Raw genomic sequence first — 24,432 nt, forward strand, 5'->3', positions numbered from 1 at the left:
TCCGGCGACGCGGATACGCCAAGGTTATTAATGGTTCGAAGGGAAACAGATTCGTAACAAGGAGTGTCCGATGGCTCAGATGGATCTCAAAAAGTACCAACCATACATCATCATTGGTATCATCGTCCTGTTTGCCCTGCTCACGCTCTGGACGCGGGGTATCCCTTCGGAAGGTCTGGTAACCGCCGAAGGCGTCAATCTCCTCGGCAACGACCCCTGGTACAAGGTTCGCCAGGTTGAGCAGACCGTTGCGAACTTCCCCGGCTACGCCTGGTTCGAGGTGATGACGCTCTACCCGACCGGCGATAACATCCACTGGGGGCCGCTCTTCGCCCAGATCATAGCGACGCTCTGTCTCCTCACCGGCGCATCGACGCGCCCCGAGATCATGGTGGTGGCGTCCTGGGTTCCGCCGCTGATGGCCGTGGCAATGGTGCCGATCACCTACCTGCTTGCAAAAAAGATCGCCGACTGGAAGACCGGTCTCATCGCAGCGGGCCTGATTGCGGTCATCGGCAGCAACTATGCCTACCGGTCCCTCTTCGGCTTCGTCGACCACCATATCGCGGAGACACTCTTCTCGACGATCTTCGTCCTCGCCTACGTCACGGCACTGCTCGCGGCACGCGACCGTCCGCTCTTCCCGATGAACTTCGAGAACCTGAAGATCCCGGTGATCACGGCGGCCCTCGCCGGTATCGCGTACCTCCTCGGGTTTTTCAACATGCCGACGATGGTTCTCTTCGCGCTCATCGTGGCAGCCTTCACTCTGGTTCAGTTCATCCTCGACTCCTTCGAGGGCAGATCGAGTGAATACCTGGTTCTCGTAAACGCCGTCGCCTTCGGCGTCGCCATCGTCGGGGCGGCGGCATTCGGCTTCCCGCACCCCGGACTCGGCCTCCCCCTGTACAGCGTCGGACACGTTATCGCCTACGCCGCCCTCATCGCAGGCACGCTCGCGCTCTACGCGCTCTCGGTCTTCCTGAAAGACCGCCCGAAGTACTACTTCCCCGCCGCGCTCGCGGCCGTCGCGGCGCTCGCCGTCGCGGTGCTCTACTTCGCCCTGCCGGAGATCTACAACCTCCTGATAGCGAACCTCTTATCCTTCTTCGGCACTGGAGCCACGACCACGACCGTCCAGGAAGCCCGGGCCTGGTCGTTTGACGCGGCCTGGGCAACGTTCCACTGGGGCCTCGTCCTCGCGGCCGGCGGGGCTGCCGCCCTCCTCTGGCAGAACCGCGAGCGGGTGAACCCGGCCCACGTTTTCGTCCTGATCTGGACGGCGATCATCCTTGCTTCGACGGCCGCACACGTCCGGTACGAGTACTACCTCGCGGCAAACATCGCCCTGCTCGCGGCGGTCTTTGCAGGCGCGGTCATAGACGCGACCTGGAGAGACGTTGCACGTCTCCTCGGGAGAGGGAGCGGCAGCCGGGCCTCCCCCGACCCTGAGGTTCCCGAGAAGCAGGAGACGCCGGTAAAGAAGGGCAAGAAGGGCGGCAAGGCTCCCGAGGCCCGGAAGGCAAAGACCCCGAGAAGGGACCAGCCGGATTACCTCAAAGTCGGAGCGTTCGCCGTGGTTGTCGGCGTCACGCTCATCTTTGCGGGAACGTCGCTCCTCGGGAACATCGCTCTCGCCAACAGCGCGAAGTACGGCGGCATGGACTCACAGTGGATGGAGGCCCTCGAGTGGATGGGCGAGAACACGCCCGACCCCGGCGTCGACTATTACACGATCTACGACCAGAATACCTTCACCTACCCCGAAGAGTCCTACGGCGTCATGTCCTGGTGGGACTTCGGGCACTGGATCACTTTCATTGCAAAGCGGATCCCGAACAACAACCCCTTCCAGCACGGGGTCGCGGGGCCGAACGGCTCTGCGGTCTACCTCGTCTCGACCGACGAAGCGGCCGCAAACCGGATCCTCGACAACATCGGCACCCGCTACGTCATCACCGACATCGAGGTCGACACCTCGAAATTCCACGCCCCGGTGACCTGGGCCGACGTGGGTCAGGAGCGCTTCCAGCCCTACTTCCTCCTCCCGGTGAGCGCGGGCTCGTCGGAGTACCAGGCAGTGCCGTTCAACAGCCAGGAGTACTACCTGACGATGATCTCGCGGCTCCACAACTTCGACGGATCCATGACCGATCCGACGGAGGCATCGGTGATCTACGCCGAGTACCGGGAACCGGCGGCAGCAAACACGTCCCTCCCGGTCATCACGCGCACCCAGCAGATGAACGCCACGGAAGGTGCGGCCGCGGTGGAGGCCTACAACAGGAACGCTCCGGCGGGGTCAGGCGCGACCCTGCTGAACATGTACTACCAGTACCGTGGGGACTCGGTCCTCCAGCCGCTCGAGCGGGTGCCGGCGCTCCAGCACTACCGACTCGTCCACGAGACACCCCGGAACGTCTACGGCAACGTCGGTGAAGACGGGCCGGACCTGAAAGCCGTCAAGATCTTCGAGTACGTCCCGGGGGCCACGATCAGGGGCGAAGGGATCATCGAAGTTCCCATCGTCACAAACACCGGCCGTGAGTTCACCTACCGGCAGGAGAGCGTGAACGGTACGTTCGTCGTCCCGTACGCAACGTCCGGATGGTCGGGCGAGGTGAAGGCGACCGGGCAGTACCGGATTGCGGGCACCGGCCAGACGTTCGACGTCACCGAAGAGGATATCCTGCAGGGACACACCATCAACTGACGAGGATGCGGTCTTCAGTCATCTACGGTGACGTCTTTACCAGGCACGACATGGAGGCTCACCCCGAGTCGGGTGCCCGGTTACGGGCGGCCCTCTCGGGGATCCCGAAGAACGTGAGGTGGCGCGCTCCCGTCCGCGCCACCGAGAGCGATCTCGAGCGGGTTCACGACCCGCGATACATCAGGTGGGTGCAGGAGATGGCGACGGGAACCTGTTTTCTGGACGTGAACACCTACGTCACCTGCCACTCCTTCGATGCTGCATCCTACGCCGCCGGGTCGACCTTTGCGGCAGTGGAACGAGCACTCGACGGCGAACACCTCTTCGCCCTGGTCCGCCCTCCGGGCCACCATGCCGAGCCCGATCGCGCGATGGGGTTCTGCATCTTCAACAACGCCGCCGTCGCGGCGGCGAAGGCGCTTTCATCGGTCGATCGGGTGGCGATCCTCGACTGGGACCTGCACCACGGCAACGGCACCCAGACGGCTTTCTACGGGAGCGACCGGGTGCTCTACTGCTCGGTGCACCAGGAGAACAGTTTCCCGAAGACCGGGTGGGTGGACGAGATCGGCACCGGGAGGGGCCGGGGCTACACCCTCAATGCCCCGCTCGCGGCAGGCTCGACCATCGCCGATTACGCGCTTGTCTTCGACGAGGTCTTCGTCCCGGCAATCGCCCGGTTCCGCCCCGACGTCCTGATCGTCTCGGCCGGGCAGGACGGTCTCGCCGACGACGAGCACGGCCGGATGAATCTCGAACCCGACGACTACGGCGTGCTTGCCGGGATGCTGATCGACGGCACGGATCTCCCCCTTGCGCTGACGCTCGAAGGGGGCTACGGCCCGTCGATCGGGGAGGCGATCCGCGCAATATTCCAGGCCCTCGGGGGGAAGCGGTTCGAGCCGGCAGAGAGACCGCTGAACCGTGGGACGAAGAGGGTCGTGGACCTCCTGAAGAAGGTCCGGTTCTGTTAAGCAGCCCCTTTCGACCGTTGAACCGGCAGTGTGCCGGTGTGGAAGGGGAGATGACATGGGCTCATGCATGGGCTCATGTGAAGACGCGAGGTCCGGCTCTGTTGAAACCCTGTTCCGATCTTCATCCTTTCCCTGATGAGGCTGGTGCCTGAGCAGGCTGTCGCCGGAACGACCTTTTTCTCGGGCATGTCCTCATGCAGTGGACCGTGGTGGCTATCGCAACCGGGGGTGGGGCTGACGGGGAGGGGGAGGCCCCCTCCCCTGTCTCTTACGCGCGAAGAACCGCATACCTCATCGACCCCACCCCACCCGGCCTCCGGCCTCCTCCCCCGCCCCAAGGCGGGGGCAGTCATCGCGATACCCGGTGGAAAACCGTGCCCCTGAGTACCCCTGATTGCGGCCATCTGGGGCAAGCAGGGAGGGTTCAACAAGGCCCGAGGTCCAGATGTTAAGCACTGGCAAACTCCCTTCGCGGCTTCGCGTGAGTCGGCGGCATACTGGAATGATCCAGTCTCACACGAAGCCGCGAGGAACGCGAAGAGTTCCGCCGCCTGGCGCGCGTCACCCCTGCGCCGGCCGCTTCCGGTCGGGATCCATATACGAGACCTCGAAGCCCGGGACGACGACCCGGACCACCGGCACCGCCGTCCGCGAGAGATCGCAGACGCAGACCCTGTCTGTGTGCACCGCGACCTCCTCGAGCACCTGCCGGATATCGGTGTCGAACCGCCGGGTGCTCGCATCGGGAACGTCGGCGATATCGACGGCATCCGCGTCGGCAAACCACATCCGGTTGATCCGCTTCAGCCGCTCGTATCCGGCCTTCCTGATGATCATCTCCCGCTGGGGATCGTTGCGGCCGCCCTGCAGGTAACTCCCCCGGCTCTGGGCGACCTCGGTCAGGGCACGGAGCGCGGCGATCTCCGGGGAGAGATGCGTCCCCGACCCGATGACGAGCATCGCCGGGTCCTTCGTGACGGTATCGTCTGCAGCCGCCGCGACCGTGGGGACACCGGTCTTTCCCTCAAGCAGCCAGAGGTGGATATCGATCCCGTTCTCCTCGAACCGGTCGAGGACCTCGCGGGCGGCACACTCCTTCTGGATGAGGAGACGGCGGCCGAGGTCGTGCTTCTGGTCGGCAATGCTGAGCGCGTCCCGCTCGATCACCTCGAAGAGAGCGTGCAGGATCGCCTCCTCGATGACGTTCCCTGATGCCAGCCCGTTCGTGTCGCTCCGGAAGAGCGGGAACGCCATGCCGAGCGAGTCGTAGGGGTGGAAGACGGCGTTGCTCGGGACGGAGATCTCCTCGTCGTTTAATATGTCCCACCCCGGCGTCCAGTGAACCTTCTCCCCCTGCTTGAACTCCCGCGGGAGGAGGAGGTCTTCGGGATGCACCGCCCTTCCCGGGCCGATCTCTTCGTAGGTCGCATACTCCATCCGGTCGCCCCGGTACTCGGCGCAGTAGCGCTCGAGCGCCTCCATCATCGCCGAGACCCGGGCGTGAACCGACTCCTTCCCCTTTCCCGCGTGGACGCGAACCGCTCCCCGGGCCGCTCCCGGCCGAACCGCCGCAAAGACCGGGATCCCGATACGGTCGAGCGGGGTGACGTCGATGATCTCGGTGACGCCGATCTCCGGCATCAGCGGCTCCACGGCGGCACGGGTCTCCTCCGGGGAGCGTGAACGGTGGGTGCCGTCAAAGTACAATTTCTCTACCGGGCGAATCGTGATTGCCATTGAAGATACCTTGGAGATGATACCTTAATAGTATGGCAGATAGACTACCTCGTATGAGCACGGATGATGTAGCAGTGGGCGCAGTCGTCCGGTACCCCCGCACCGGCACGACCGGAAAGGTCGTGCGGATCGAGGAGATCGACGGCCGGAGGTATGCCGAGATCGACAGCACCGGGCTCTATTACCGGGTGGACGAACTCATCGGCGCCGAGAAGACGAACGAAAAGGTGGAGAGAGAGGAACGATCTCTTGAAGAGTACCTCAAGGAGCACAGGGAACTCCAGGAGCAGCTTGAGGAGGTCTGGGAAGTAGGGACCGATCGGAGCTGCGAGGGCGGCGGTTAACCCTCAACCGGTATGGTGGTGAGTTTCACCGCCTCGACACCTTTCTGTGCCATCAGTCTCTCAGTAATATCCTTCAGTACCACCCCGTCGCCCCGGATCAGGATCACTTCGAGGCACTTGTTGTGGGTCACGTGCGAGTGCAGAGATGCTTGAATGCTGCTAGCATACTGGTGCTGGATCTCGGTGAGCGTCTGGAGCAGGCCCCGCTGGTCATGGTCGTAGACCATGGTGATGACGCCCTGGCGCTCGCCTTTTACGTCGGATATCCACTGGTAGTGAGTGATGTAGCTTCGTATTGAATCCCGTATCCCTTCGGAACGGGATGAGTACCCCCGGAGGCTCAGGATCTCATCGAACTTATCGAGGAGGTTCTTGGGGAGAGAGATCCCGATGCGTGAAAGTTCAGTATCGCCTGGCATTGCGATCAGTTTTCATATCTCATTTCATAGAGTATAAATTTTCGCCAACAACCAGGTCATTATTCATACTTCGTATGCCAAACACAATATGGCAACCGGGGGATTGTCTGCGCGTACTACAAAAGCGCGGCACCGGGCGGCAGAATAATCCCTACCGATTATGTATAAGTAGTGTCACTATATATTGGATAAGGAGGTTCGAAAACTTTTGCGAGATGCATTCATTCCCGGAGTCAATATTGGGCTCGTAGGTCACGTCGATCACGGCAAGACCACTCTGGTCAGCGCGCTGACCGGGGCCTGGACGGACAGGCACAGCGAGGAGATCAAACGCGGCATCTCCATCCGGCTCGGCTACGCGGACACGACGTTTTACCGATGCGAGAACTGTGAGGGGGCTGATGCCTACACCTCCCAACCGGAATGCCCGAACTGCGGCGGGAAGGCAGTTCCGTTCCGGACGGTCTCGTTCGTCGACGCGCCGGGCCACGAGACGCTGATGGCGACGATGCTCTCGGGTTCCGCGCTGATGGACGGCGCGATGCTCGTCATCGCTGCAAACGAGGTCTGCCCGCAGCCCCAGACCAAGGAGCACCTGATGGCGCTCGAGCTGATCGGCATCAAGAGGATCGTCATCGTCCAGAACAAGATCGATGTGGTTACGCAGAGCGAGGCACTGGAGCACTACAAACAGATCAAGCGGTTCATCAAGGGCACCATTGCCGAGAACGCGCCCATCATCCCGGTCTCCGCGCAGAAAGGAGTCAATATCGGTGTCCTGATCCAGACGCTCAACGAGGCCATCCCGGAGCCCGACCGCAACCCGGAGATCGACCCGCTGCTGCTCATCGCACGGTCGTTCGACGTCAACAAACCCGGTTGCAACTGGCGGGACGTGAAGGGCGGCGTCATCGGCGGTTCGCTCATCCGGGGTGTCCTCCGCGAAGGAGACGACATCGAGATCCGCCCCGGCCGGCAGGTCCAGATCGAGAATCGGACGAAGTGGGAGCCGATCGAGACAAAGATCACCTCCATCAACGCAGGCAAGATCGGCGTGACCGAGGCGGCGCCCGGGGGTCTCCTCGGCGTCGCGACGAAACTCGATCCGGCACTGACGAAGAGCGACGCCCTCGCCGGGCAGGTTGCCGGGCTTGCGGGGAAACTCCCGCCGGTCTGGGAACGGCTGAAGTTCGACGTCACGCTGATGGATCGGGTGGTCGGCGCGGACAGCGAGCAGATCATCGAACCCCTGAAGCACAAGGAGCCGCTGATGCTCTCGGTCGGCACCGCCGTCACCGTCGGCGTGATCGTGAACACGAAGAAGAACCAGATGGAGGTTCAGCTGAAGCGGGCGGTCTGCGCGGAGGTCGGCGCACGGATCGCCATCAGCAGGCAGGTCGGCGGACGATGGCGGCTGATCGGCATGGGTGTTCTGGTCGAGTGAGGGTTCTCCTCGACACGAACGCCCTGCTGATGCCGGCCCAGTTCGGGATCGACCTGTATGACGGGCTTATGGCACTCTTCGGGGACTTCGAACCGGTAACGCTCGAAGAGGTGATGGGTGAACTCTCGGGGCTCGCCCGGGGTCGGGGCCGCGATGCGGCCGCCGCCCGTGTGGGCCTTGCAATGGCCCGGTGCTCGACGGTCGTCCCGAGCGGGAGTTCCGCGGAGCACGTGGACGACCGGGTGATCGAGTATGCCCGACGGGAAGGATGCACCGTGGTGACGAATGATCGCCAGCTCCGGAACGCTCTCCTCCGCGAGGGGATCGACGTTGTTTCGATGCGGAGAGGGAGAACACTGGAGCTGATGAGGGGATAAGTGAAACTATGTACTATAAGATGATACTGGAGGACAAGGTGCGCGTTCCGCCGCACCGCCTCGGGGAAGACCTGGAGAAGGTCATCCTCAACGTGCTGCAGGAGCAGCTGGAAGGCAGCATCGCAAAGGAGATCGGCATCTTCATTGCGGTGACGAATATTCTCAACGTCGGCGAGGGAGAACTGATCCCCGGGGACGGCGCCGTCTACTACGACGTCAGGTTCGAGGCTGCGGTGCTCCGCCTGGGGCTCCAGGAGGTGATCGAGGGGCAGGTGGTCGAGACGACGAGTTTCGGCGCCTTCGTCAGCCTGGGCCCCATCGACGCCATGCTCCACGTGAGCCAGATATCGGACGAATACATCAACTACGACGAGAAGAACGGCAGGCTGATCTGCCAGGACTCGAAGCGCTCGATCTCCGTCGGCGACGGTGTCCGGGCCCGGATCGTTGCGCTCTCGCTGAACGAGCGCGAGCCCAGAGAGAGCAAGATCGGGCTCACCATGCGCCAGTCGGGCCTCGGAACCACGACCTGGCTGGAAGAGGAACTCGAAGAGGAGAAGAAGGGGGCGGCATAGGATGGTCGTCCGTAAGAAGGTGGTCAAGGTCTGCCGCGAGTGTCACCGGGTCGTCGAGGGGGAGAGCTGCGTGATCTGCGCCACGTCGAACCTGAGCGAGGACTGGGCGGGCTATGTGGTGATCATCGATCCGGAGCGCTCGGAGATCGCAAAGAAGATGAACGTCACCATGGCCGGCAGGTACGCGCTGAAGGTCCGCTGATGCTCCGGCTTCCCGAAGCGTACCGGGGTCTCTTCAAGAGACCGTTCGGCACTCTTTACGGGAGCATCGGCGAACTCCTCCCCCGGCTCGAAGGACGACCGGTCTACGCCGTCGGCGATGTGGTGACCCATAACCTCCTTGCCGCAGGGGTCGTTCCCGAGATCGCCATCATCGACGGCTACACGATGCGCACGCCCTGCAACCGTTCGCCCCTGCTCCGGGCGAGATGGCTGACGGTAAAGAACCCTCCCGGCACGATCACCGCCGAACTTGAGGACGCGATCGAGGAGGTCGTCGGAGATCCTCCGGCGGTGATCTTCGTCGACGGGGAAGAGGATCTCGCGGTCATCCCGCTCGTCATCGCCGCGCCGGACGGGGCCGCCGTCCTCTACGGCCAGCCGGGAGAGGGAGTCGTCCTCCGGCTCGTGGACACGGCGGCAAAGCAGGAAGCCGCGTCCATGCTGAGTGTTTTCGTGCGTGAGTGAGGAAAGGGACTATATCGCCATCTCGTTACGTTGCCTCACGCGAAGTTCAGTACAATTACCTGGGGTTCCTTTTGCGGCTTCGCGTGAACCGATCGTATGGGTAATTACCCGACCTCACGTGAGATACAACTGCTTCGAAGGCGGGGCGCAGGAGCGCCGGAACGAGCCCGACCCCGCACCCCATCCCAGAGTATAAATAAATCCGTCAACAATATTTTAGGGATATCGATGGACTTCAAAATTACCCGTGATCTGAAGAACGAGTTGCTGAAGAGGAGAGAACTCGAGTTTACTCTCACCTTCGACGGGCCGACGCCCTCGCGGAAGAGCATTCAGGAGAAGCTCGCCGCACTGCAGAACAAGGATGAGAACCTCATCGTGCTGGACCTGGAGAGAACCCGGTTCGGGAAGATGGAACTCTTCGGCCGTGCCCGGATCTACGACGACGAGGAGAGCAAGACCTCGACCGAGAAGGCATACCTGCTCAAGCGCGGCGAGCCGAAGGCGGAGAGCGAGGCGTAACCATGGCAGCCAAGAAGCAGGTCTCGGCCAAGGGCAAGAGATACGAGTGCTACGAAGTCAAGGGCGATACCGCGGTCCTGCAGAAGCGGCACTGCCCCCGGTGCGGCCCCGGCGTACTGATGGCCGCGCACAAGGACCGGGTAGCCTGCGGCAAGTGCGGCTACACCGAGTTCCAGAAGTAGGTCCTCACCTGGATACACGATACGGGCGCGGCATCGGCCGCGGCCGGCCTTTTTCTCGTAACGGAGCGATACCTGTTTTATGCCGGATATGATGCCCGACGACGGGCTGGTGCTGGGGCTTGAAGGAACCGCGTGGAACCTCAGTGCCGCCCTCTTCGGGGACGACCTGATTGCCCTCCATTCGGCGCCGTACGTACCGCCGAAAGGCGGGATCCACCCGCGAGAGGCCGCGCAGCATCACGCCTCGGCGATGAAGGAGGTCGTCTCCCGGGTGCTCACGGAGCCGGAGCGGATCCGGGCTGTCGCCTTCTCCCAGGGGCCCGGCCTCGGGCCGTCGCTCCGGACGGTGGCGACCGCCGCACGCGCCCTCTCGATCGCCCTCGGCGTCCCGCTCGTCGGCGTCAACCACTGCGTGGCGCACGTCGAGATCGGGAGGTGGGCGACCGGATTTTCGGATCCGATCGTCCTGTACGCGAGTGGCGCAAACACGCAGGTGCTCGGTTACCTGAACGGCCGTTACCGGATATTCGGGGAGACGCTGGATATCGGGCTCGGGAACGGGCTCGACAAATTCGCCCGGAGCCACGATCTCCCGCACCCGGGCGGGCCCGCCATCGAGAGGCTTGCGCGGGAGGGTGAGTACATCGAACTTCCCTACACGGTGAAGGGGATGGATCTCGCCTTCTCGGGGCTCGTCAGCGCCGCCCAGGAGAGCAGCGCGCCCCTCGAAGACGTCTGCTTCGGCCTGCAGGAGACCGCGTTCGCGATGTGCGTCGAGGTGACGGAGCGCGCGCTCGCCCACGCGGGCAAGGACGAGGTGCTGCTGGTCGGGGGGGTCGGCGCGAACGGGCGGCTGCAGGAGATGCTCCGGGTGATGTGCGAGGAGCGGGGGGCGGCGTTCGCCGTCCCCGAACGGACGTTCCTCGGCGACAACGGTGCGATGATCGCCTATACGGGGAAGGTCATGCTGGAGCACGGGGTCACGCTCCCCCTTGAAGAGTCACAGATCCGCCCCGGCTACCGGGCGGACGAGGTGGAGGTCGCCTGGCGGACGGAGCCCGGCGAAGTCTTTTCACTCGGGCCGCACGAGGGCGGCGTCGCCCGGGGTGCGGAGGCGGTCGTGGAGATCGGGGAGGAGGATGTGATCAAGCGCCGGCCGAGCAAGCGCTACCGCTACCCGGGCCTCGACCGGCGGCTGATCGCGGAGCGGACGCGGGCGGAGGCGCGCCTGATCGCGACGGCGCGGCGGGGGGGCGTCCCGACCCCGGTGATCCGCGACGTCACCGCGGACACGATCGTGATGGAGCGGGTCAAGGGCGAGGTGCTGAAGTACGTCACCGCGCCGGAGACGATCCGGCTCGCGGGCGAGGCGGTCGGGCGGCTGCACGGGACGGGGATCGTCCACGGCGACCTGACGACGAGCAACATGATCGTCCGCGACGGCCAGTGCGTCCTGATTGACTTCGGGCTTGCGTCGACGTCGTCCGAGGTCGAGAGCCGCGGGGTCGATCTCCACGTCTTCTTCCAGACGCTCGAGAGCACGACGGAGAACTTCGAGGAGTTGAAGGCGGCCTTTATCAGGGGCTACGCGGGCGCGTTCCCGGAGGCGGACGAGGTTCTCGCCCGCGAGCACGAGGTGGAACTGCGAGGGCGGTACCTGTGAAGGTCGCGGTGGTGACGAGCAACCCGAACAAGGCGCGGGAGGTGGCGGCCTACTTTGCGGGGGTGCTCACGGTCGAACACGTCGCGCTCGAGTGCCCGGAGTTCCGCCACGCCGACGTGGGGGAGATCGCCCGCGGGAAGGCGGAATTTGCCTATAAAACACTCTCCCGGCCGCTGATCGTCGACGACACCGGGCTCTTCGTCGACGCGCTCGGCGGGTTCCCCGGGCCGTACGCCGCCTACGTCCACGATACCATCGGCAACGCAGGAGTCCTGAAACTCATGGAGGGCGTGGAGGACCGGAACGCCCGGTTCGAGACGGCGATAGCGTTCGCGCGCGAGGACGGCATCCGGGTCTTCCGGGGAGTCCTCCCGGGGACGATCGTCGCCCCCCGGGGGGAGGAAGGGTTCGGCTACGACCCGATCTTCGAGTACGACGGGCGGACGCTCGCCGAGATCCCGCTCGCCGAGAAGAGCAGGATCTCTCACCGGGCACGGGCGCTCGAGGCGTTCCGCGCCTGGGTGGAGCGGGAGGCCGGAGGCGACAGAACTGTTAATATGAGCAAGAACGAATAGTACCCAACTGACAAGTGGTGTTTTTAACATGGCGAGATTTCCCGAAGCTGAAGCACGTCTGCTCAACGTAAAGATCTGTATGAAATGCAACGCCCGGAACGCAATCCGCGCGACCAGCTGCCGCAAGTGCGGCTCGGACGAGCTCCGGCCCAAGTCCAAGGAACGGAAGGCGTAACGCCGCTCGTCCGGCCCCCGGCATACTCTTTTTCCGCGCTGATCGCGGGTGAGCGCCCTGTTCATCAGGCGCTGTAATAGGTGACTTTTCTGCCCTCTTCGCTGTACTCGCCCCGGTAGGTCTCGATGTTGCGCTTGTAGCCGATCCGCTCCGTAAACCCGAGTTCACGGAGCCGTTCGCGGACGCGCATCACGTCCGCCTCGTCCGCCCAGTCCCGGGTGTAGACGTAGATGACCGACCGCTCGTCGCGTGAGTCCGGGTTCGGCTTCGCCGTGCTGACCTTTGCGGATATCCCGAGGGTTCCCTTCACCGTCTCGTCCCGGACCTTCCGCCATGCCTCGTCCACCTCATCCGCGGGGGCGAATATGAGCCATTTCCCCACCTGGTCGTCGTCGAGACCTCTCTCCGAAGGGCCGGGGGCGTCCTGGACGATCCAGTACATCCGGGTCGTCTTCGAGGGGAGGACGCCTTCACCCTCCCTGAGAGGTGCATAGATCGCATCGATCCCGCCGAACCGGCGGAGGAGCGCATCGGCAAGTTCAGGGTAGTCGTCCCGGAATCTCCCGAAGATCTCGCGGACGTCGGCCTCGAAATCGGTTCCCTGCCCGACGAGTTCGAAGAGGTGCGGGCCGCGGAGATGGAGTTCGCGGTTGAGGTAGATCTCAAAGAGCCCGTACGCGACTTCGGCCAGGGACTCCGGATCGATCTCTTCCATACCTAATGGTAACCGCGGGGAGAGTAAAAAGAATTTTGAAGTGTCACCGGCCAAGCCTTTCAGCAACAAGCTCCGCGGCCCGCTCCCCGGACAGAAGCATCCCGCCGAAGATCGGGCCCATGCGGCACTCCCCGGCAACGGCGTTCGCCGCCATCCCGGTGACGAAGAGGCCGGGGAAGACTTCTTTCGTGTGGTCGAGGATCCGGGTCTCGGCGCGCTCGGCCCACATGAAGCTCTCGCCCTTCACCCGGAGGTTGCCGCCTTTCCGCTCGACCATCCGGGCGACCACGGCGTCGTGGCCGGTCGCATCCACGGTGCAGGTGCAGGCCATGGTGAGCGGGTCGACGTGCAGCCCGGCCATATCGACGGGCGTCCAGTTGACGACGAGGCCGCCGACCCTGCCGTCGCCCCGGATCATGACGTCCTCGACGGAGGTGAGGTTGAAGAACTCGACGCCGGCGTCGCAGGCCGCCGCGGTGAGTTTCGCGACCGCTTCGACCGATTTCGCGACGTAGTAGCCCTCTTCGAACTCTTTGTAGGCGATACCGAACCGGTCGAGGAGCCGCCGGGCCTCTTCCTGGACGACGATCCGGGGAAACATCATCCCGCCGCCCCACATGCCGCCGCCGATGCTGAGTTTCTTCTCGATGAGTGCGCACTTAACATCCTTCTCACCGAGGAGCGCGGCGCAGGCGAGCCCCGAGGGACCTCCGCCGATGACGGCGGCGTCCATCTCGAGGTGGTCGATGATCGCCCGGTGCTGCTCCTCGAGAATGGCCCTGCTGATGGTCACTTCGTTCAGCGTCATCCGATTCATATCTATGGCACCGGAGAGAGATAAGGGCACTGGCGCGTGTGCAAAACGCACCGGATCGCGGTTCAAGCGGAAGCAACCGGAGAGAGTGGCACAGACCTTAATAGCGATCCGGCACAATATATTTCCGTCATGAAGTGGACGCGCGACTTCGGTCTCACTATGAGGATGTTTCTTACGTCGTTTCTGCTCCTCATAGTCTACCTGATCTTCCTGGGCGTCCTTTCCGCCCTGAACTTCCCCTTTTGGTCTCTCCTGTTGATCGCCGCCGGGATGGCGTTCCTCCAGTTCTTCTTCTCCGATAAGCTGGTGCTCTGGAGCACCAGCACCCGGATTGTCGAGGAGGACGAATACCCGGAGCTGCACCGGATGGTCGAGGGCCTCGCCACGAGAGCGGGCCTCCCGAAACCGAAGGTCGGGATCATGGCTTCCCCGGTGCCGAACGCGTTCGCGACCGGCCGGAGCCCGAAGAACGCCGTGGTGGCGGTCACCGACTCGATCATGCGGACGCTCAACCGCGAGGAACTCGAAGCGGTGCTCGCCCACGAGATATCGCACGTGAAGAACCGGGACATGCTGACGTTGACGATGGCGAGTTTCCTCTCGATGCTCGCCTTCCTGATCATGCGCAACTGGTTCTTCATGGGGCTCTTCGGCGGCGGCGGCAACCGCGACAACAACATGGGCGCGCTGATCCTGGTCTACGTCGTCTCGATCGTCGTCTGGATCGTGAGCACGCTCCTCACCCGGGCGCTCTCCCGCTACCGGGAGTTCGCCGCGGACCGGGGCAGCGCCGCCCTGACGGAGAACCCCCGGGCGCTGATATCGGCGCTCCAGAAGATCAGCGGGCGGATGGACTACGTCCCCGCCGAGAAGAAACAGGAAGTGGAGGGCGCGAACGCGTTCTTCATCATCCCGGCCCTCTCCGGGAGATCCCTGATGGATCTCTTCTCCACGCACCCGTCGCTGGAGAAGCGGGTGGCAGCCCTCGAGGAGCTGGAAGCGCAGCGGCGCGGGTACTAACCCGCTCCGGCTCCTCTCCCACCCAATATTTAATATTCAGCACGATCTATCTATGTAGGCATACCGTGCATTCGCATCGATGGTCTAGTGGTATGACTTTGGCCTTCCAAGCCAATAGCCCGGGTTCAATTCCCGGTCGATGCATGGGGCTCGTGGTCTAGCTGGTTATGACGTCGCCTTCACACGGCGGAGGTCTCGAGTTCGAATCTCGACGAGCCCACTCGCAATATGAGCCCTGATTCGGGAGATCAGGCGGATTTTTCGTGCTGGATCTGGGGTTCACCTGATTTTGCACCCGACAGGACAACTTTGATCAATAACCGTTGACCGGCAGGTCTGGTGTAGCCGTCGTGGGTGCCAGTTACACTCTCTCCCGTCCTCGCAGACTGCTTGTCGCTATGGGTACAAGCTTCCCTTGCCCCTTTCAGATCCGCTCATCACGAGATCCAGACCACTGTACCTTCAAGAACCCCTTTTTGGCATCGAGGGCAGAGGGATTTCGTTTCCATCTCAGGTCCCAGAATCAGATGAGAATCCCCGCATTGGGGACATTGGACAGCTCCCTTTTTCTTGAACTTCTCTGCAGGTTCACATCGACCAGACCATACAGAGAGGGTATTCTGAGATGGTTCCTTGAATTCTACAAGAACTACATCAAATACCTTATCACACGTTGGACAATAGACCTCTCCGGACAACCCATAGATTCCCGACTCGGCAGCTGTATCGGATACGGGGCAAGGATGTCCATAGGGATGGCGGTTTCCCCCTCTATCCCGATAAAACTCCCACGGTCCCGATGTCTCTATGGAATATCCGCAGCTGGAACAAATATGCTTAAACCCTGCGCCCATAGTGCCTTCACAAATACTAATCGATCAGCAATTTATTTACTTTTCTATCGCCTTCGATGGGGGTTCGATAGTAGTAACCATGGTCGAACCAATACACAGAGTAGGTGTATGGTAGTGCTCTACGAAACGATGGTAATAGAAATACTCTTGCCGGGGCGTCTCTGTTACAGAGGGTAAAGGAAAACAAACGAGAAGTATCTCTCGTACCCGGTTTATCGAATCGCAATCCTATAGCCGATACATCCCCCCACAAGCGCCCCTACGAGTCCGCTGAATATGAGTGTGGTAGTTTCACCGGAACCCAGGATGCCCATGAGTGTGGCAACTCCGAAAAGTGCTCCTATGAGCGTAAACGCTGCCCGCTTGAGCATAGGTACGAGAGCTTTGCACTCAAGAGCAGAAAAGGCAATCGGAATGGTAAGGGAGGTTGGCCAGAAGTTTAAGGGAGTATGAAACGAGATGTTGCCACCGCACCTACTTCCTCAGTTTTAAGCGATAGTCTTTCCTTGAAGCAATCTCATCAAGAATCCGGTGAAGAGCCTTCGACCTTGCCCTGACGTCAAGCCCCCCGGGTTCTTCTTTTGCCTGGGAGAGCCCTTCCTCGAGTTCTCCGGGTTCCAGAACGGTTGCAGCGATGCAGTAATAACTCTTCGAACGGCCTTCGTTGAAGTTGTTCAGCATCTCCCGGAGCAAAACCCCCCGCCGTTCCTGTACGTTCTGAAATTCGGGTACTCCGTGCCGGGAGATAAACGAGATATCCTCCTCAAGCGTCTGGTAGCACTTAAAAGAATCGCGTTCTTTACCGGCTTCCCTGTGGTTCTTCCACCGTTCGCACGTCTCGCTCTCCTCGCACTCCCAGCAGAATTCGATCCCCTTTCTCTTGACGGCACACGTGATAAACGGGCAACCGACAGCCATCCTGGTTGAGCTCTTGCATCCCGAACATCTACTCTCTGCGTCGGTGTTGTACATGGGGCAGAGCCGACAGGAGAGTCCGCAGATACCGATATCGGGATATGCGATGTGCATGATCGTTCTTATCTGAGATATCCCGCCGGATATCTTTTATGGTAGCGGGAGTTCTGTAGGTCTCAATCGGGGCCGTGTTCAACAGTTCCGGAGACGGATCGCTGGCCGTGGACCCGGGCCCGAAGAGGGTTTCCGGAACCCCGGGGTTATCCCAAACCCGGATCTCTGCCTTCCGGCCGGGCGCCCCCGCGTGTATTCCCGGACCCCCTCACAATGCCTCGATCACGTTCCCGACCACAGACTCAAGATCCTTACCCGAGCACGCGACGGTAAGATCGGCATACTTCTCATACAGCGGGACCCGCTCGTCGTACATCCCGCGGAGACTCTGGCCCGGGAGGAGGAGTATCCCCCGGGTCGTGATGTTCTTGAGCCTCGCCTCCATCTCTCCGTACGAGATCGCCAGGTATACGACCGCTCCTCTCGACTTCAGGTGCGCCATCGCAGCCTCGCTGCAGACCACGCTGCCGCCCGTCGCGATCACCGCACGGCTGGAGTGAAGGGAGAGGATCGTCTCCTCCTCGATCCGCTTGAACGCATCCGGCCCGTCCAGATCGAGGATCTCCTGCAGCATCCTCCCGGTCCGTTCCTGGATCAGGATATCCGTGTCGATGAACTGCATGCCGAGGGACTTCGCAAGGACGACGCCCACGGTGCTCTTCCCGGCACCGGGCATGCCGATGAGGACGATGTTTTCGTGGTGGTGCATGGTGCTCCCGGAGCCCGACGGAGAGAAGGGCTCTTTGTTGATACTCTGGTGGGATTTCGGGGCGGATGAAGGTTTTGTTCGGAAAAAGTGCGCCTCCCCGGGTCATGCCCATACCGCAGGTGGCAGGTTGATCGGGCGCTCAGGGTCTTCTGATGCCTCTCACGCTCACGAAGATGACGATAACCCCGATGATGAGGGCGATCAGCCCGGATACCGCCCATACCGGGGATGGGCCAACGATCTCCTCACAGTTCGCGATACAGAGTATGGGGCGTATACGGAGGACCCCTGTGCCCTGCAGGAGCCAGAGCAGGCCGATGAGCCCCACAAACGCTCCGATGAGTGCGCCGGCGAGTCGTTTGGCTTTCATGCTCGATCGACCGGCACCTTCGGCGCCGGGTGAGATAATCCCTCCGTCCTGAAGGCTCGGGATCCCCCGGCCGTTACTCGACGGTGCGGTTCAGCCGTCGCTCTCTGCGTCACCAGTCGAGGATATCGGGCTCTCCTTCGATGTAGTCCTGCAGGTTCTCGACGATATCCTGCCGTGTCGTAGCGGCGTCGAGCATTCGCATGACGCCCATCTGCGGCGATGCGTAGATCCCTTTCCAGAAGTATTCGTCGTACTCACTCCGGTTGCGATACGCGAGGATTGGCTTTTCCACCGAGAAGAGCCCACGCCTGCCGCCCGTATTCCCGCGTGCATCAAGAAAGATCCAGCGGCCGTCCAGATAGACCGCGTTGTAGCAGTGAACGCAGTAGCCGAGTGAGTCGTCGTCCGCGAGGGTGATGTGTTGGTAGCAGAACCCGGTGGGGATCCCGATCCCGCGGAGCAGGGCCGCGAGCAGGTTTGCTTTGGAGTGGCAGATCCCCGTCCCACGGGCGAGCACCTCGGAGGCTCTCGCCGTTATGACGTCTGAGCCGATATCGAAGCAGTGCGGGATCTCGTCACGGACGAACTCGTATGCGATCCGCACCCGCTCGAGAGGACTCTCCGCCCCGGAGAAGAGTTCTTCGGCCTTCGCCCGGATGAGCGGGGACGGGTGATCGACGTAGGGGTGTTCTTCCAGAAAAATACTCAGATCTGCCATGCGTGAAAGAGCAACAGGATTTTCAGATGCTCAGTACTGCATTGGTTCTGGGTCTATTTAAGACACCTTCCGGCGGTTATTCTGCAGGGTTTCGCCGGAGAGCGTAGACCCGGGCCCGTTACAGGGGAAGAAAGTCTATGTATGAGAGTTACCTTCACTCTTCCATGGAAGAACGGCCCATAAAGATCCTGGTCATCATGGGCAGCGCCCGGAAGGGAAACACCTACCGCGCAGCCGAACGGATCCGCGAGATCCTCGAGGAGAGCGCACCGGTGGATTGGGAGTACGTCATGCTCAGGGACGTCAACCAGGAGCAATGCCGCGGGTGCTATACCTGCTTTGAGCGGGGGGAGGAGCACTGCCCCATCAAGGACGATTCGGCTCTCCTCGAGCAGAAGATGCACGACGCGGACGGGGTGATCTTCGCCACCCCGGTATACGCGTTCCAGGTCTCGGGGCTGATGAAGGTCTTCATCGACCGCCATTCCTATATCTGTCACCGCCCCCGCTTCTTCCGGCAGAAAGCCCTCCTCCTCACCAGCGCCGGAGCGGTGGGAAGCAAGGACGTGCTGGAGTACCTCAACGCGGTTGCCCACATCTGGGGCTTCGAGGTCGTCGCCCGGGCGGGGATCGTCTCCCACGCGACGATGGGCCCGCTGCCCGCCTACCGGCTGCGGGAGAACGAAGAGAAACTGCAGGCGGCGGCAAAGGCTTTTCTCGCCGCACTCCGGAGGGAATCACCGAGGAAGCCCGGGCTCTTCGACGTGATGGTGTTCCACATCGGGAGGGCGCCGTGCGACGAGCTGGGTGAATCGGCTCCCGCGGACCACGCCTACTGGGCCGGGAAGGGGTGGCTGGAGAAGGGGAAGCGTTACTACGTGGACGTGCCGGTCAACCCGGTCTACCATGCGTTGGGTACGGTGGTGGAGTGGTACCAACGGCGGCGGGTGCGGAGGGATCTGCGGGAGGTGGGGTGATCAGGGGCGGGGTAGAGGTGGGAGATGGGGGCCGGGCGGAGAAGGTGGTCGCTACGAGGAAACCCAGACAGGGCATGGGATGAGTGATGAAATTCCTCAAGGGAATCAATATTGCTCCCGCCGGATCCTCTAGAGTTTTCGATACACTCAGTGTGCCTGAAAATCAATCGCCGATGCGGATATGACTTAGTCTCTTATTCACAGTGACAAGTAGTAGCTTTTTTATTTTAATGATCCAAATACACCACCCAGCAATGTCAAAATCAATTTCACCAGTACATCCATTTGCATTAGGCCCAGGGGGGTCTAGATTTGAGCTATTAGTAGCGACGTTTTACTTAACATCTATGTTAAAAGGAGAACTTCCGTTTGGCTTTGAAAAAGGCGGATTGATCTTTTCAGTAAAGTTGCAACAACGGAACAAAGGTAATCCCGTAGATGACATTGTAATCAAAGCTGAAAAGGGTACTTTATCAGTTCAGGTCAAACATTCGATACGATTCACCAACCGGAAACCCAGACCTAATGGGAAACCACCAGAATTTTATGATGCTCTCTCCCAATGTTGGGATCTCTACAATCGTAAAACGTTTAATAAAGACACCGATTGCTTCGGCATCGCGATTGACGCGGCAAATTTGTTAGGTAAGAACAGGAATGATATTTTCGATACAATAACCTGGGCAAAAAATGAGATCTCTGTAGTTGCTTATCTTCAACAACTTGAAAAATTCAAAGCGAAGAAGAAATATTTTGAAATCTTCCAAGACCTTTTGGCAGACATCTCAAAAGGGCCTGTGCATGATGAGATAACTTGGGATTTTATACGCCATCTCATAATTTTGCCATTTGACTTCCATCAAACTTCAGGATACAGTGGCAATGAATTACGGAATAAACTTCTTGATCTCGTAAAGCATCGCTCTGTCGACAACGCGATGGCTTTATGCTCCAGAATTTATGATTTAGCAACCACTTACGCAATCACAGGGGGCGAGTTTGATTCTTATTCGTTGGAGAAGCAACTACCATCAAATATCTATGTTCCCATCAATAACACTCTAACATCTTATGTGCTCCAGAAAAACTTAGCATTTCAGCTTAAACAAAAAATCACCCGTGAAAAAAACTCCAAAAAATATATTCCTCGGATCTTTACGGAAACACCCCATGCAAAGGATGAACTCCGCTTGTTTTCAGATCCGGTATTACTTACTCAAAAGATTGTTGAAGATTTACAAAAGATTGATATCTATCTGTATAATGAGATAACTTGGAAACTAGATTTTCCGCAGATAAACATTGTATTGCCAGATAATTTTCAGATCCCCAACACCCTTCAGGAGGTAATAGTAGCATCTGACGCACTTAAGAGATATGTATCGAAACTCAAGACTGATTTGAAGGATATGGATCCTGAAAAAGGAGCAAAAGTTTCACAGCACATAAACTATTCAAATAGATCTCTCTTTGAGGAAATCAAATATCTCTTGTGGGGATGCAACCATTCAATCCAGCATCGTCTTGAAAACGTCGAACGTCACTTAGACATTTTAAGTTCTCAGATTTTAATTGTAGAAGGAAAAGCCGCTTCAGGTAAGACCAATTTCATATGCAATTTCGCGGATACAACGTTAAATAGCCGCCAACAAACATCATTCTATGCCACAGGGTATGACTTATCAATTGAAGCGACAACGTCTCTAAAAGGTTATCTAGTAAACCGCTTTAATGACGAGTATGATGGAAAATTAGCCCCCTTTTTAAAAGATGTCGAAAGAATTAGCCTTAAGGACAATAAGCCGTTATTAATAATCATTGATGGAATAAACGAACACTCAGATCTCGCTCACTTTGCTCGGCAACTAGAGCAATTGATTGAAGATTTTACATCGGATATTCATGTTAGATTCATATTAACATGCAGATCAGAGTACTTCGAAAAACGCTTTGTTAACCTGAGAAACGCAAGTTTCAAGGACAAAACGACATTTATTGAAGATCTAACCCATAACCTCGCGCCAATCCATAGAAAATTCATGCTTAACGCATACTTCCGTTATTTTAGGATCAATTGTCATCCCAGTAGAGAAGTTGTTGACCGTTTTGTGGGCGATCCATTGATACTACGGCTATTTTGTGAGGCTTACGAACCTGAAGAAAAGAGTGAAACTGTCACAATCGAGCCCCTTAACAATATCATCCTAGATATTCTTTTCGAGCAGTATAACCTGAGAATTACCAAACGATTTGAGGAGAAATACCCTGAAAGTGGTTTTACGAGGAAATATAAGAAACTGTTATACGAGCTGGCTAATTACATGCTTATGGAATCTTCATTTTCAAATGTCCCTGTAGAATCAATTCCCAATGAATTACATGACATTGTTAACATGCTTGTTAATGAAGGAGTAATGTTGCGAAAAGATTTGGCGGATAAAACATCAATTATTGAAGATTCTGAAGTAATTAATTTCACTTATGACGAATTTCGGGACTACATCTTAGCGAATTTTCTAATATATACAATAGCACCCAGTAATTTTGAGAAATTTAAAGAAATATATTCAAAGTCAATCTCTCCGGACTCCCCAGTAGCCGAAGGACTCGAAAAATATACGTTCATACTGTCTCGTAAAAATAAGAATCACGCAATTCTCGGATTTCTGGAGTCTATCGACAATTATGCAGATATATTCTTAAATGGGATATTCCTTGTGGATAACTCGTTGATCTCTGAAAAAGATCTCGAATTGATAAGAACACTCTTCCAAAAGGATAGTCATCACGCTCAACAGATATATTCAAGAGTAAGAAATAGAAGAAGCAAAAAGGACTTTCCACTTTTGAATATCTGGTTATTTCTCGATTTAGTCGCTCAATTTGATAAAAATGACTATATTCGTCTCATAAATCCGATTTTCTCACCACGTTATGGTCGACTAGAGAATACTTGCACGAGTATTGAAAGCATCCTAGAAGGATGTACAGCGGACACGATCGAAAGGGACAATAATCTTTCGCTACTTGAACTATTATTATGCCTATCCCCTGTTCCACCAGTATATTCTCAATCCATAACGCCATTTGAACTATTTTTGAGGATTGCAGATGACCATCCGAAACCTGCCATATCCCTTATCAAAAAATATTTGAGAGAGAAAGAGTCATATGTCTCGCAAAAATTATGGGCTGAAATAGCGTTCTCAAGCTCGAAATTTAAGGTGAAAGAGATTTATGATATTGCAATTCAATTACAGAACGAGTTATTAATAAAAGATAATCCGGAATTATCTGAGGCACTCCGTATATTTTTATCAAGATGCACAGAACTAACGCTTGTTGAGGCAGATTGAGATGATTGAAAAAATCGTAATAAATGACAGGGAAAGCGAATATTATACGTTCATGGACCCTCGGGATGGTTTTCTAGTCTGCCTACCGAAGAACTGTACCTTACGTGAATTCTTTAACGCTACGAAGAGCAAACCCAACACGTACTCTTCAATTTTGGTAGAAAGATTATATCATGGATTAGTAACTGTGACAAAAAACATCACTGAAGAGTATGATAAATATTACTCAAAAGAATACAAAGATCTATCAGAATTTCTATTTTGGAAGTATTGCATTCCGGAAAAGATCTCTAAAAAGTGTATTTCACAATTACAACATGATGAAGTTTTGCTCTATAGCACTTACTCTTCGGGATGCACCTCAACGGTCCACGCATTTATCGAAAGCGATGTGATGTTAGAATCTCTTCAGCAAATATTACTGAACATTCGGAGGATGCGCTATGAAAGTTAGAAGCGATTTCGTCACAAACAGTTCAACAACATCCTTTGTGATAATCTCAAAAGGGAAATTTACCGAGAAGAAATTCCTAGATCTTGCTGGCGTAAAGAAGGGGTCCCCGTTACTCCCAATCTTTAAAAAGCTGTATCTTTTGTTGTTAGAAAATATGACCCCCGTAAGCGATCCTAGTATGCTTGAAAGCAACACAGAATTGATGCAATTAATCCACGAAAGCTTGAGCGAAGGAAAGTTAGTCTATTCCGGTCGGTTATCAAGCGATAGTGACATATTAGAATCATATTTTTGTACGGATTCTTTTGAGATGAAAAATGAGAAATTATACATTAACGGAATTAATTGTGTTTGGTGATCGAGATTCTGGTTCACAGATACTACAGTAAGCAACACTACTCTACTATCTTCAATCCCAATACCGGATTTTTTTTGAGGTTGGAAGAGCCAGGTTATTCGTTGCCATTTTGGTCTGAAAGTGGTCCGGAACTATTGGATATCTCAATTACACGATGGTGCGACAGGAAGTGTCCAAGATGCTATCGCAAATCAGACACCTCGGGAGCCCATATGTCAATTCGTGACTACGACCAAATCATGAATCAAGTTAAAAACCTCCCTGTTAATCAAGTGGCATTAGGAGGTGGAAACCCCAATCAACACCCTGATTTCTGCGAAATTTTGCGTAGTACTAGGGAGGAATATGGCATAGTTCCTTCCTATACCACAAATGGGAGAGGTCTGACTCAAGATGTCATCGAATCGTCAAGAAAATACTGCGGTGCAGTGGCAGTCAGCGCCTACCCTCCGTATCAGGAATTGGAAGAAGCAATTGAAAAATTGACCTCAAACGGAGTCAAAACCAATATCCATTTCGTCTTAGATAAAAAAAGCGTGATGACAGCAATAGCTTGGTTGAAAGAGCCCCCGGCATTCCTATCAAAAATTAATGCCATCATTTTTCTCAACTATAAACCCCTTGGAAGGATCGAAGACGCTATTGGTCTTTTAAAAGAAAGCAATCGG

27 protein-coding genes and 2 tRNA genes are annotated in these 24,432 nt (G+C 57.5%); 21 read left to right on the forward strand and 8 right to left on the reverse strand.

Annotated elements, in window-relative coordinates; genetic code table 11:
• The first annotated feature begins 70 nt into the window (after positions 1–70).
• Positions 71–2,713, forward strand: a complete 2,643-nt coding sequence (locus L21_RS09110) for an oligosaccharyl transferase, archaeosortase A system-associated (RefSeq protein ID WP_074370168.1) — start codon at positions 71–73, stop codon at positions 2,711–2,713.
• Positions 2,714–2,718: 5 nt separating this feature from the next.
• Positions 2,719–3,687, forward strand: coding sequence for a histone deacetylase family protein (locus L21_RS09115; protein WP_074370169.1), 969 nt, complete (start codon positions 2,719–2,721; stop codon positions 3,685–3,687).
• A 561-nt stretch (positions 3,688–4,248) separates the two neighbouring features.
• On the opposite strand, the gene L21_RS09120 is transcribed toward L21_RS09115, so the two are convergent.
• Positions 4,249–5,424 (reverse strand): YcaO-related McrA-glycine thioamidation protein, encoded by a 1,176-nt coding sequence (locus L21_RS09120; protein ID WP_074370170.1) that lies wholly within the window; start codon positions 5,422–5,424, stop codon positions 4,249–4,251.
• A 53-nt stretch (positions 5,425–5,477) separates the two neighbouring features.
• Here L21_RS09120 and L21_RS09125 point away from each other — a divergent pair, with 53 nt between their 5' ends.
• Entirely contained in the window at positions 5,478–5,768 is a 291-nt protein-coding gene (locus L21_RS09125; RefSeq protein WP_074370171.1) for a DUF2098 domain-containing protein, read from the forward strand.
• Here the strand turns inward: L21_RS09125 and nikR are convergent.
• A complete protein-coding gene (gene nikR / locus L21_RS09130) occupies positions 5,765–6,187 on the reverse strand; it encodes a nickel-responsive transcriptional regulator NikR (protein ID WP_074370172.1) in 423 nt (140 codons plus the stop codon). The two genes, L21_RS09125 and nikR, sit on opposite strands and share 4 nt — an antisense overlap.
• A 208-nt stretch (positions 6,188–6,395) precedes the next feature.
• Here nikR and L21_RS09135 point away from each other — a divergent pair, with 208 nt between their 5' ends.
• From L21_RS09135 to L21_RS09180, 10 genes are all read left to right on the forward strand, one after another.
• On the forward strand, positions 6,396–7,631 hold the full coding sequence (locus tag L21_RS09135) for a translation initiation factor IF-2 subunit gamma (protein WP_074370173.1): 1,236 nt from the start codon (positions 6,396–6,398) through the stop codon (positions 7,629–7,631).
• On the forward strand, positions 7,628–8,008 hold the full coding sequence (locus L21_RS09140; RefSeq protein WP_244987727.1) for a type II toxin-antitoxin system VapC family toxin: 381 nt from the start codon (positions 7,628–7,630) through the stop codon (positions 8,006–8,008). The genes L21_RS09135 and L21_RS09140 overlap by 4 nt, the downstream gene beginning before the upstream one ends.
• 8 nt (positions 8,009–8,016) lie before the next feature.
• The gene (locus L21_RS09145) at positions 8,017–8,583 is read left to right on the forward strand and encodes a DNA-directed RNA polymerase (RefSeq protein WP_074370175.1); all 567 of its coding nucleotides are present in this window, start codon (positions 8,017–8,019) and stop codon (positions 8,581–8,583) included.
• 1 nt (position 8,584) lies between these two features.
• Entirely contained in the window at positions 8,585–8,785 is a 201-nt protein-coding gene (gene spt4, locus L21_RS09150; RefSeq protein ID WP_074370176.1) for a transcription elongation factor subunit Spt4, read from the forward strand.
• Entirely contained in the window at positions 8,785–9,270 is a 486-nt protein-coding gene (locus L21_RS09155; protein ID WP_074370177.1) for a GTP-dependent dephospho-CoA kinase family protein, read from the forward strand. Before spt4 ends, L21_RS09155 begins: the two co-directional genes overlap by 1 nt.
• A 228-nt stretch (positions 9,271–9,498) precedes the next feature.
• The gene (locus tag L21_RS09160; RefSeq protein ID WP_074370178.1) at positions 9,499–9,792 is read left to right on the forward strand and encodes a 30S ribosomal protein S24e; all 294 of its coding nucleotides are present in this window, start codon (positions 9,499–9,501) and stop codon (positions 9,790–9,792) included.
• Positions 9,793–9,794: 2 nt separating this feature from the next.
• Positions 9,795–9,974, forward strand: coding sequence for a 30S ribosomal protein S27ae (locus L21_RS09165; protein WP_074370179.1), 180 nt, complete (start codon positions 9,795–9,797; stop codon positions 9,972–9,974).
• Between the two features lie 79 nt (positions 9,975–10,053).
• Positions 10,054–11,637, forward strand: coding sequence for a bifunctional N(6)-L-threonylcarbamoyladenine synthase/serine/threonine protein kinase (locus tag L21_RS09170; protein WP_074370180.1), 1,584 nt, complete (start codon positions 10,054–10,056; stop codon positions 11,635–11,637).
• Complete coding sequence (gene rdgB, locus L21_RS09175; RefSeq protein ID WP_074370181.1) at positions 11,634–12,212, forward strand: RdgB/HAM1 family non-canonical purine NTP pyrophosphatase; 579 nt, start codon at positions 11,634–11,636, stop codon at positions 12,210–12,212. The genes L21_RS09170 and rdgB overlap by 4 nt, the downstream gene beginning before the upstream one ends.
• A gap of 28 nt (positions 12,213–12,240) precedes the next feature.
• Positions 12,241–12,387: a 50S ribosomal protein L40e gene (locus L21_RS09180; RefSeq protein WP_074370182.1), complete on the forward strand. Its 147-nt coding sequence runs from the start codon at positions 12,241–12,243 to the stop codon at positions 12,385–12,387.
• A gap of 64 nt (positions 12,388–12,451) precedes the next feature.
• On the opposite strand, the gene L21_RS09185 is transcribed toward L21_RS09180, so the two are convergent.
• Positions 12,452–13,102 (reverse strand): putative phosphothreonine lyase domain-containing protein, encoded by a 651-nt coding sequence (locus L21_RS09185; RefSeq protein ID WP_074370183.1) that lies wholly within the window; start codon positions 13,100–13,102, stop codon positions 12,452–12,454.
• A gap of 43 nt (positions 13,103–13,145) precedes the next feature.
• Complete coding sequence (locus L21_RS09190) at positions 13,146–13,910, reverse strand: sulfide-dependent adenosine diphosphate thiazole synthase (RefSeq protein WP_074370184.1); 765 nt, start codon at positions 13,908–13,910, stop codon at positions 13,146–13,148.
• Positions 13,911–14,048: 138 nt separating this feature from the next.
• On the opposite strand from L21_RS09190, the gene htpX reads away from it, so the two are divergent.
• The 3 genes from htpX (at position 14,049) to L21_RS09205 (ending at position 15,159) form a co-directional block, all read left to right on the forward strand.
• The gene (htpX, locus tag L21_RS09195; protein WP_074370185.1) at positions 14,049–14,939 is read left to right on the forward strand and encodes a zinc metalloprotease HtpX; all 891 of its coding nucleotides are present in this window, start codon (positions 14,049–14,051) and stop codon (positions 14,937–14,939) included.
• Positions 14,940–15,012: 73 nt separating this feature from the next.
• Positions 15,013–15,083: transfer RNA gene (locus L21_RS09200), tRNA-Gly, on the forward strand.
• A 2-nt stretch (positions 15,084–15,085) separates the two neighbouring features.
• Positions 15,086–15,159 (forward strand) — tRNA-Val (locus L21_RS09205).
• A gap of 1,108 nt (positions 15,160–16,267) precedes the next feature.
• Here L21_RS09205 and L21_RS09210 read toward each other — a convergent pair.
• The 4 genes from L21_RS09210 to L21_RS09225 all read right to left on the reverse strand — a co-directional run bounded on the left by L21_RS09210 (position 16,268) and on the right by L21_RS09225 (position 18,619).
• Positions 16,268–16,822 (reverse strand): DUF3795 domain-containing protein, encoded by a 555-nt coding sequence (locus tag L21_RS09210; RefSeq protein WP_074370186.1) that lies wholly within the window; start codon positions 16,820–16,822, stop codon positions 16,268–16,270.
• A gap of 208 nt (positions 16,823–17,030) precedes the next feature.
• Positions 17,031–17,531 carry a shikimate kinase gene (locus L21_RS09215; protein WP_074370187.1) on the reverse strand — a complete coding sequence of 167 codons (501 nt, stop codon included), beginning with the start codon at positions 17,529–17,531 and terminating at the stop codon, positions 17,031–17,033.
• A 139-nt stretch (positions 17,532–17,670) separates the two neighbouring features.
• Positions 17,671–17,901, reverse strand: coding sequence for a hypothetical protein (locus L21_RS09220; protein ID WP_074370188.1), 231 nt, complete (start codon positions 17,899–17,901; stop codon positions 17,671–17,673).
• Positions 17,902–18,010: 109 nt separating this feature from the next.
• Positions 18,011–18,619 carry a transglutaminase-like domain-containing protein gene (locus L21_RS09225; RefSeq protein WP_074370189.1) on the reverse strand — a complete coding sequence of 203 codons (609 nt, stop codon included), beginning with the start codon at positions 18,617–18,619 and terminating at the stop codon, positions 18,011–18,013.
• A 164-nt stretch (positions 18,620–18,783) separates the two neighbouring features.
• On the opposite strand from L21_RS09225, the gene L21_RS09230 reads away from it, so the two are divergent.
• The 5 genes from L21_RS09230 to L21_RS13590 all read left to right on the forward strand — a co-directional run.
• A complete protein-coding gene (locus L21_RS09230; protein ID WP_074370190.1) occupies positions 18,784–19,596 on the forward strand; it encodes a flavodoxin family protein in 813 nt (270 codons plus the stop codon).
• Between the two features lie 254 nt (positions 19,597–19,850).
• Complete coding sequence (locus L21_RS13875; RefSeq protein ID WP_143727258.1) at positions 19,851–22,952, forward strand: NACHT domain-containing protein; 3,102 nt, start codon at positions 19,851–19,853, stop codon at positions 22,950–22,952.
• The gene (locus tag L21_RS13880) at positions 22,939–23,406 is read left to right on the forward strand and encodes a hypothetical protein (RefSeq protein WP_143727259.1); all 468 of its coding nucleotides are present in this window, start codon (positions 22,939–22,941) and stop codon (positions 23,404–23,406) included. The genes L21_RS13875 and L21_RS13880 overlap by 14 nt, the downstream gene beginning before the upstream one ends.
• Positions 23,396–23,764, forward strand: a complete 369-nt coding sequence (locus tag L21_RS13885) for a hypothetical protein (protein WP_143727260.1) — start codon at positions 23,396–23,398, stop codon at positions 23,762–23,764. Before L21_RS13880 ends, L21_RS13885 begins: the two co-directional genes overlap by 11 nt.
• Positions 23,761–24,432 (forward strand): radical SAM protein (locus tag L21_RS13590; protein WP_178377712.1); only part of this gene is annotated, 672 nt, incomplete at its 3' end. The genes L21_RS13885 and L21_RS13590, both read left to right, overlap by 4 nt.

The sequence above is a fragment of the Methanoculleus chikugoensis genome, from assembly GCF_900095385.1.
GTDB lineage: Archaea > Halobacteriota > Methanomicrobia > Methanomicrobiales > Methanoculleaceae > Methanoculleus > Methanoculleus chikugoensis_A.

Coding starts and splice junctions, on each gene's coding strand:
- L21_RS09230 (WP_074370190.1), top strand. CDS start 18,784: ATGGAAGAACGGCCCATAAAGATCCTGGTCATCATGGGCAGCGCCCGG.
- L21_RS09215 (WP_074370187.1), bottom strand. CDS start 17,531: ATGCACCACCACGAAAACATCGTCCTCATCGGCATGCCCGGTGCCGGG.
- L21_RS09220 (WP_074370188.1), bottom strand. CDS start 17,901: ATGAAAGCCAAACGACTCGCCGGCGCACTCATCGGAGCGTTTGTGGGG.
- L21_RS09110 (WP_074370168.1), top strand. CDS start 71: ATGGCTCAGATGGATCTCAAAAAGTACCAACCATACATCATCATTGGT.
- L21_RS09120 (WP_074370170.1), bottom strand. CDS start 5,424: ATGGCAATCACGATTCGCCCGGTAGAGAAATTGTACTTTGACGGCACC.
- L21_RS13875 (WP_143727258.1), top strand. CDS start 19,851: ATGTCAAAATCAATTTCACCAGTACATCCATTTGCATTAGGCCCAGGG.
- L21_RS09160 (WP_074370178.1), top strand. CDS start 9,499: ATGGACTTCAAAATTACCCGTGATCTGAAGAACGAGTTGCTGAAGAGG.
- L21_RS09165 (WP_074370179.1), top strand. CDS start 9,795: ATGGCAGCCAAGAAGCAGGTCTCGGCCAAGGGCAAGAGATACGAGTGC.
- htpX (WP_074370185.1), top strand. CDS start 14,049: ATGAAGTGGACGCGCGACTTCGGTCTCACTATGAGGATGTTTCTTACG.
- L21_RS09155 (WP_074370177.1), top strand. CDS start 8,785: ATGCTCCGGCTTCCCGAAGCGTACCGGGGTCTCTTCAAGAGACCGTTC.
- L21_RS09125 (WP_074370171.1), top strand. CDS start 5,478: ATGAGCACGGATGATGTAGCAGTGGGCGCAGTCGTCCGGTACCCCCGC.
- L21_RS09225 (WP_074370189.1), bottom strand. CDS start 18,619: ATGGCAGATCTGAGTATTTTTCTGGAAGAACACCCCTACGTCGATCAC.
- L21_RS09115 (WP_074370169.1), top strand. CDS start 2,719: ATGCGGTCTTCAGTCATCTACGGTGACGTCTTTACCAGGCACGACATG.
- nikR (WP_074370172.1), bottom strand. CDS start 6,187: ATGCCAGGCGATACTGAACTTTCACGCATCGGGATCTCTCTCCCCAAG.
- L21_RS13885 (WP_143727260.1), top strand. CDS start 23,396: ATGAAAGTTAGAAGCGATTTCGTCACAAACAGTTCAACAACATCCTTT.
- L21_RS09190 (WP_074370184.1), bottom strand. CDS start 13,910: ATGACGCTGAACGAAGTGACCATCAGCAGGGCCATTCTCGAGGAGCAG.
- L21_RS09170 (WP_074370180.1), top strand. CDS start 10,054: ATGCCGGATATGATGCCCGACGACGGGCTGGTGCTGGGGCTTGAAGGA.
- L21_RS09210 (WP_074370186.1), bottom strand. CDS start 16,822: ATGCACATCGCATATCCCGATATCGGTATCTGCGGACTCTCCTGTCGG.
- L21_RS09145 (WP_074370175.1), top strand. CDS start 8,017: ATGTACTATAAGATGATACTGGAGGACAAGGTGCGCGTTCCGCCGCAC.
- L21_RS09180 (WP_074370182.1), top strand. CDS start 12,241: ATGGCGAGATTTCCCGAAGCTGAAGCACGTCTGCTCAACGTAAAGATC.
- spt4 (WP_074370176.1), top strand. CDS start 8,585: ATGGTCGTCCGTAAGAAGGTGGTCAAGGTCTGCCGCGAGTGTCACCGG.
- L21_RS09185 (WP_074370183.1), bottom strand. CDS start 13,102: ATGGAAGAGATCGATCCGGAGTCCCTGGCCGAAGTCGCGTACGGGCTC.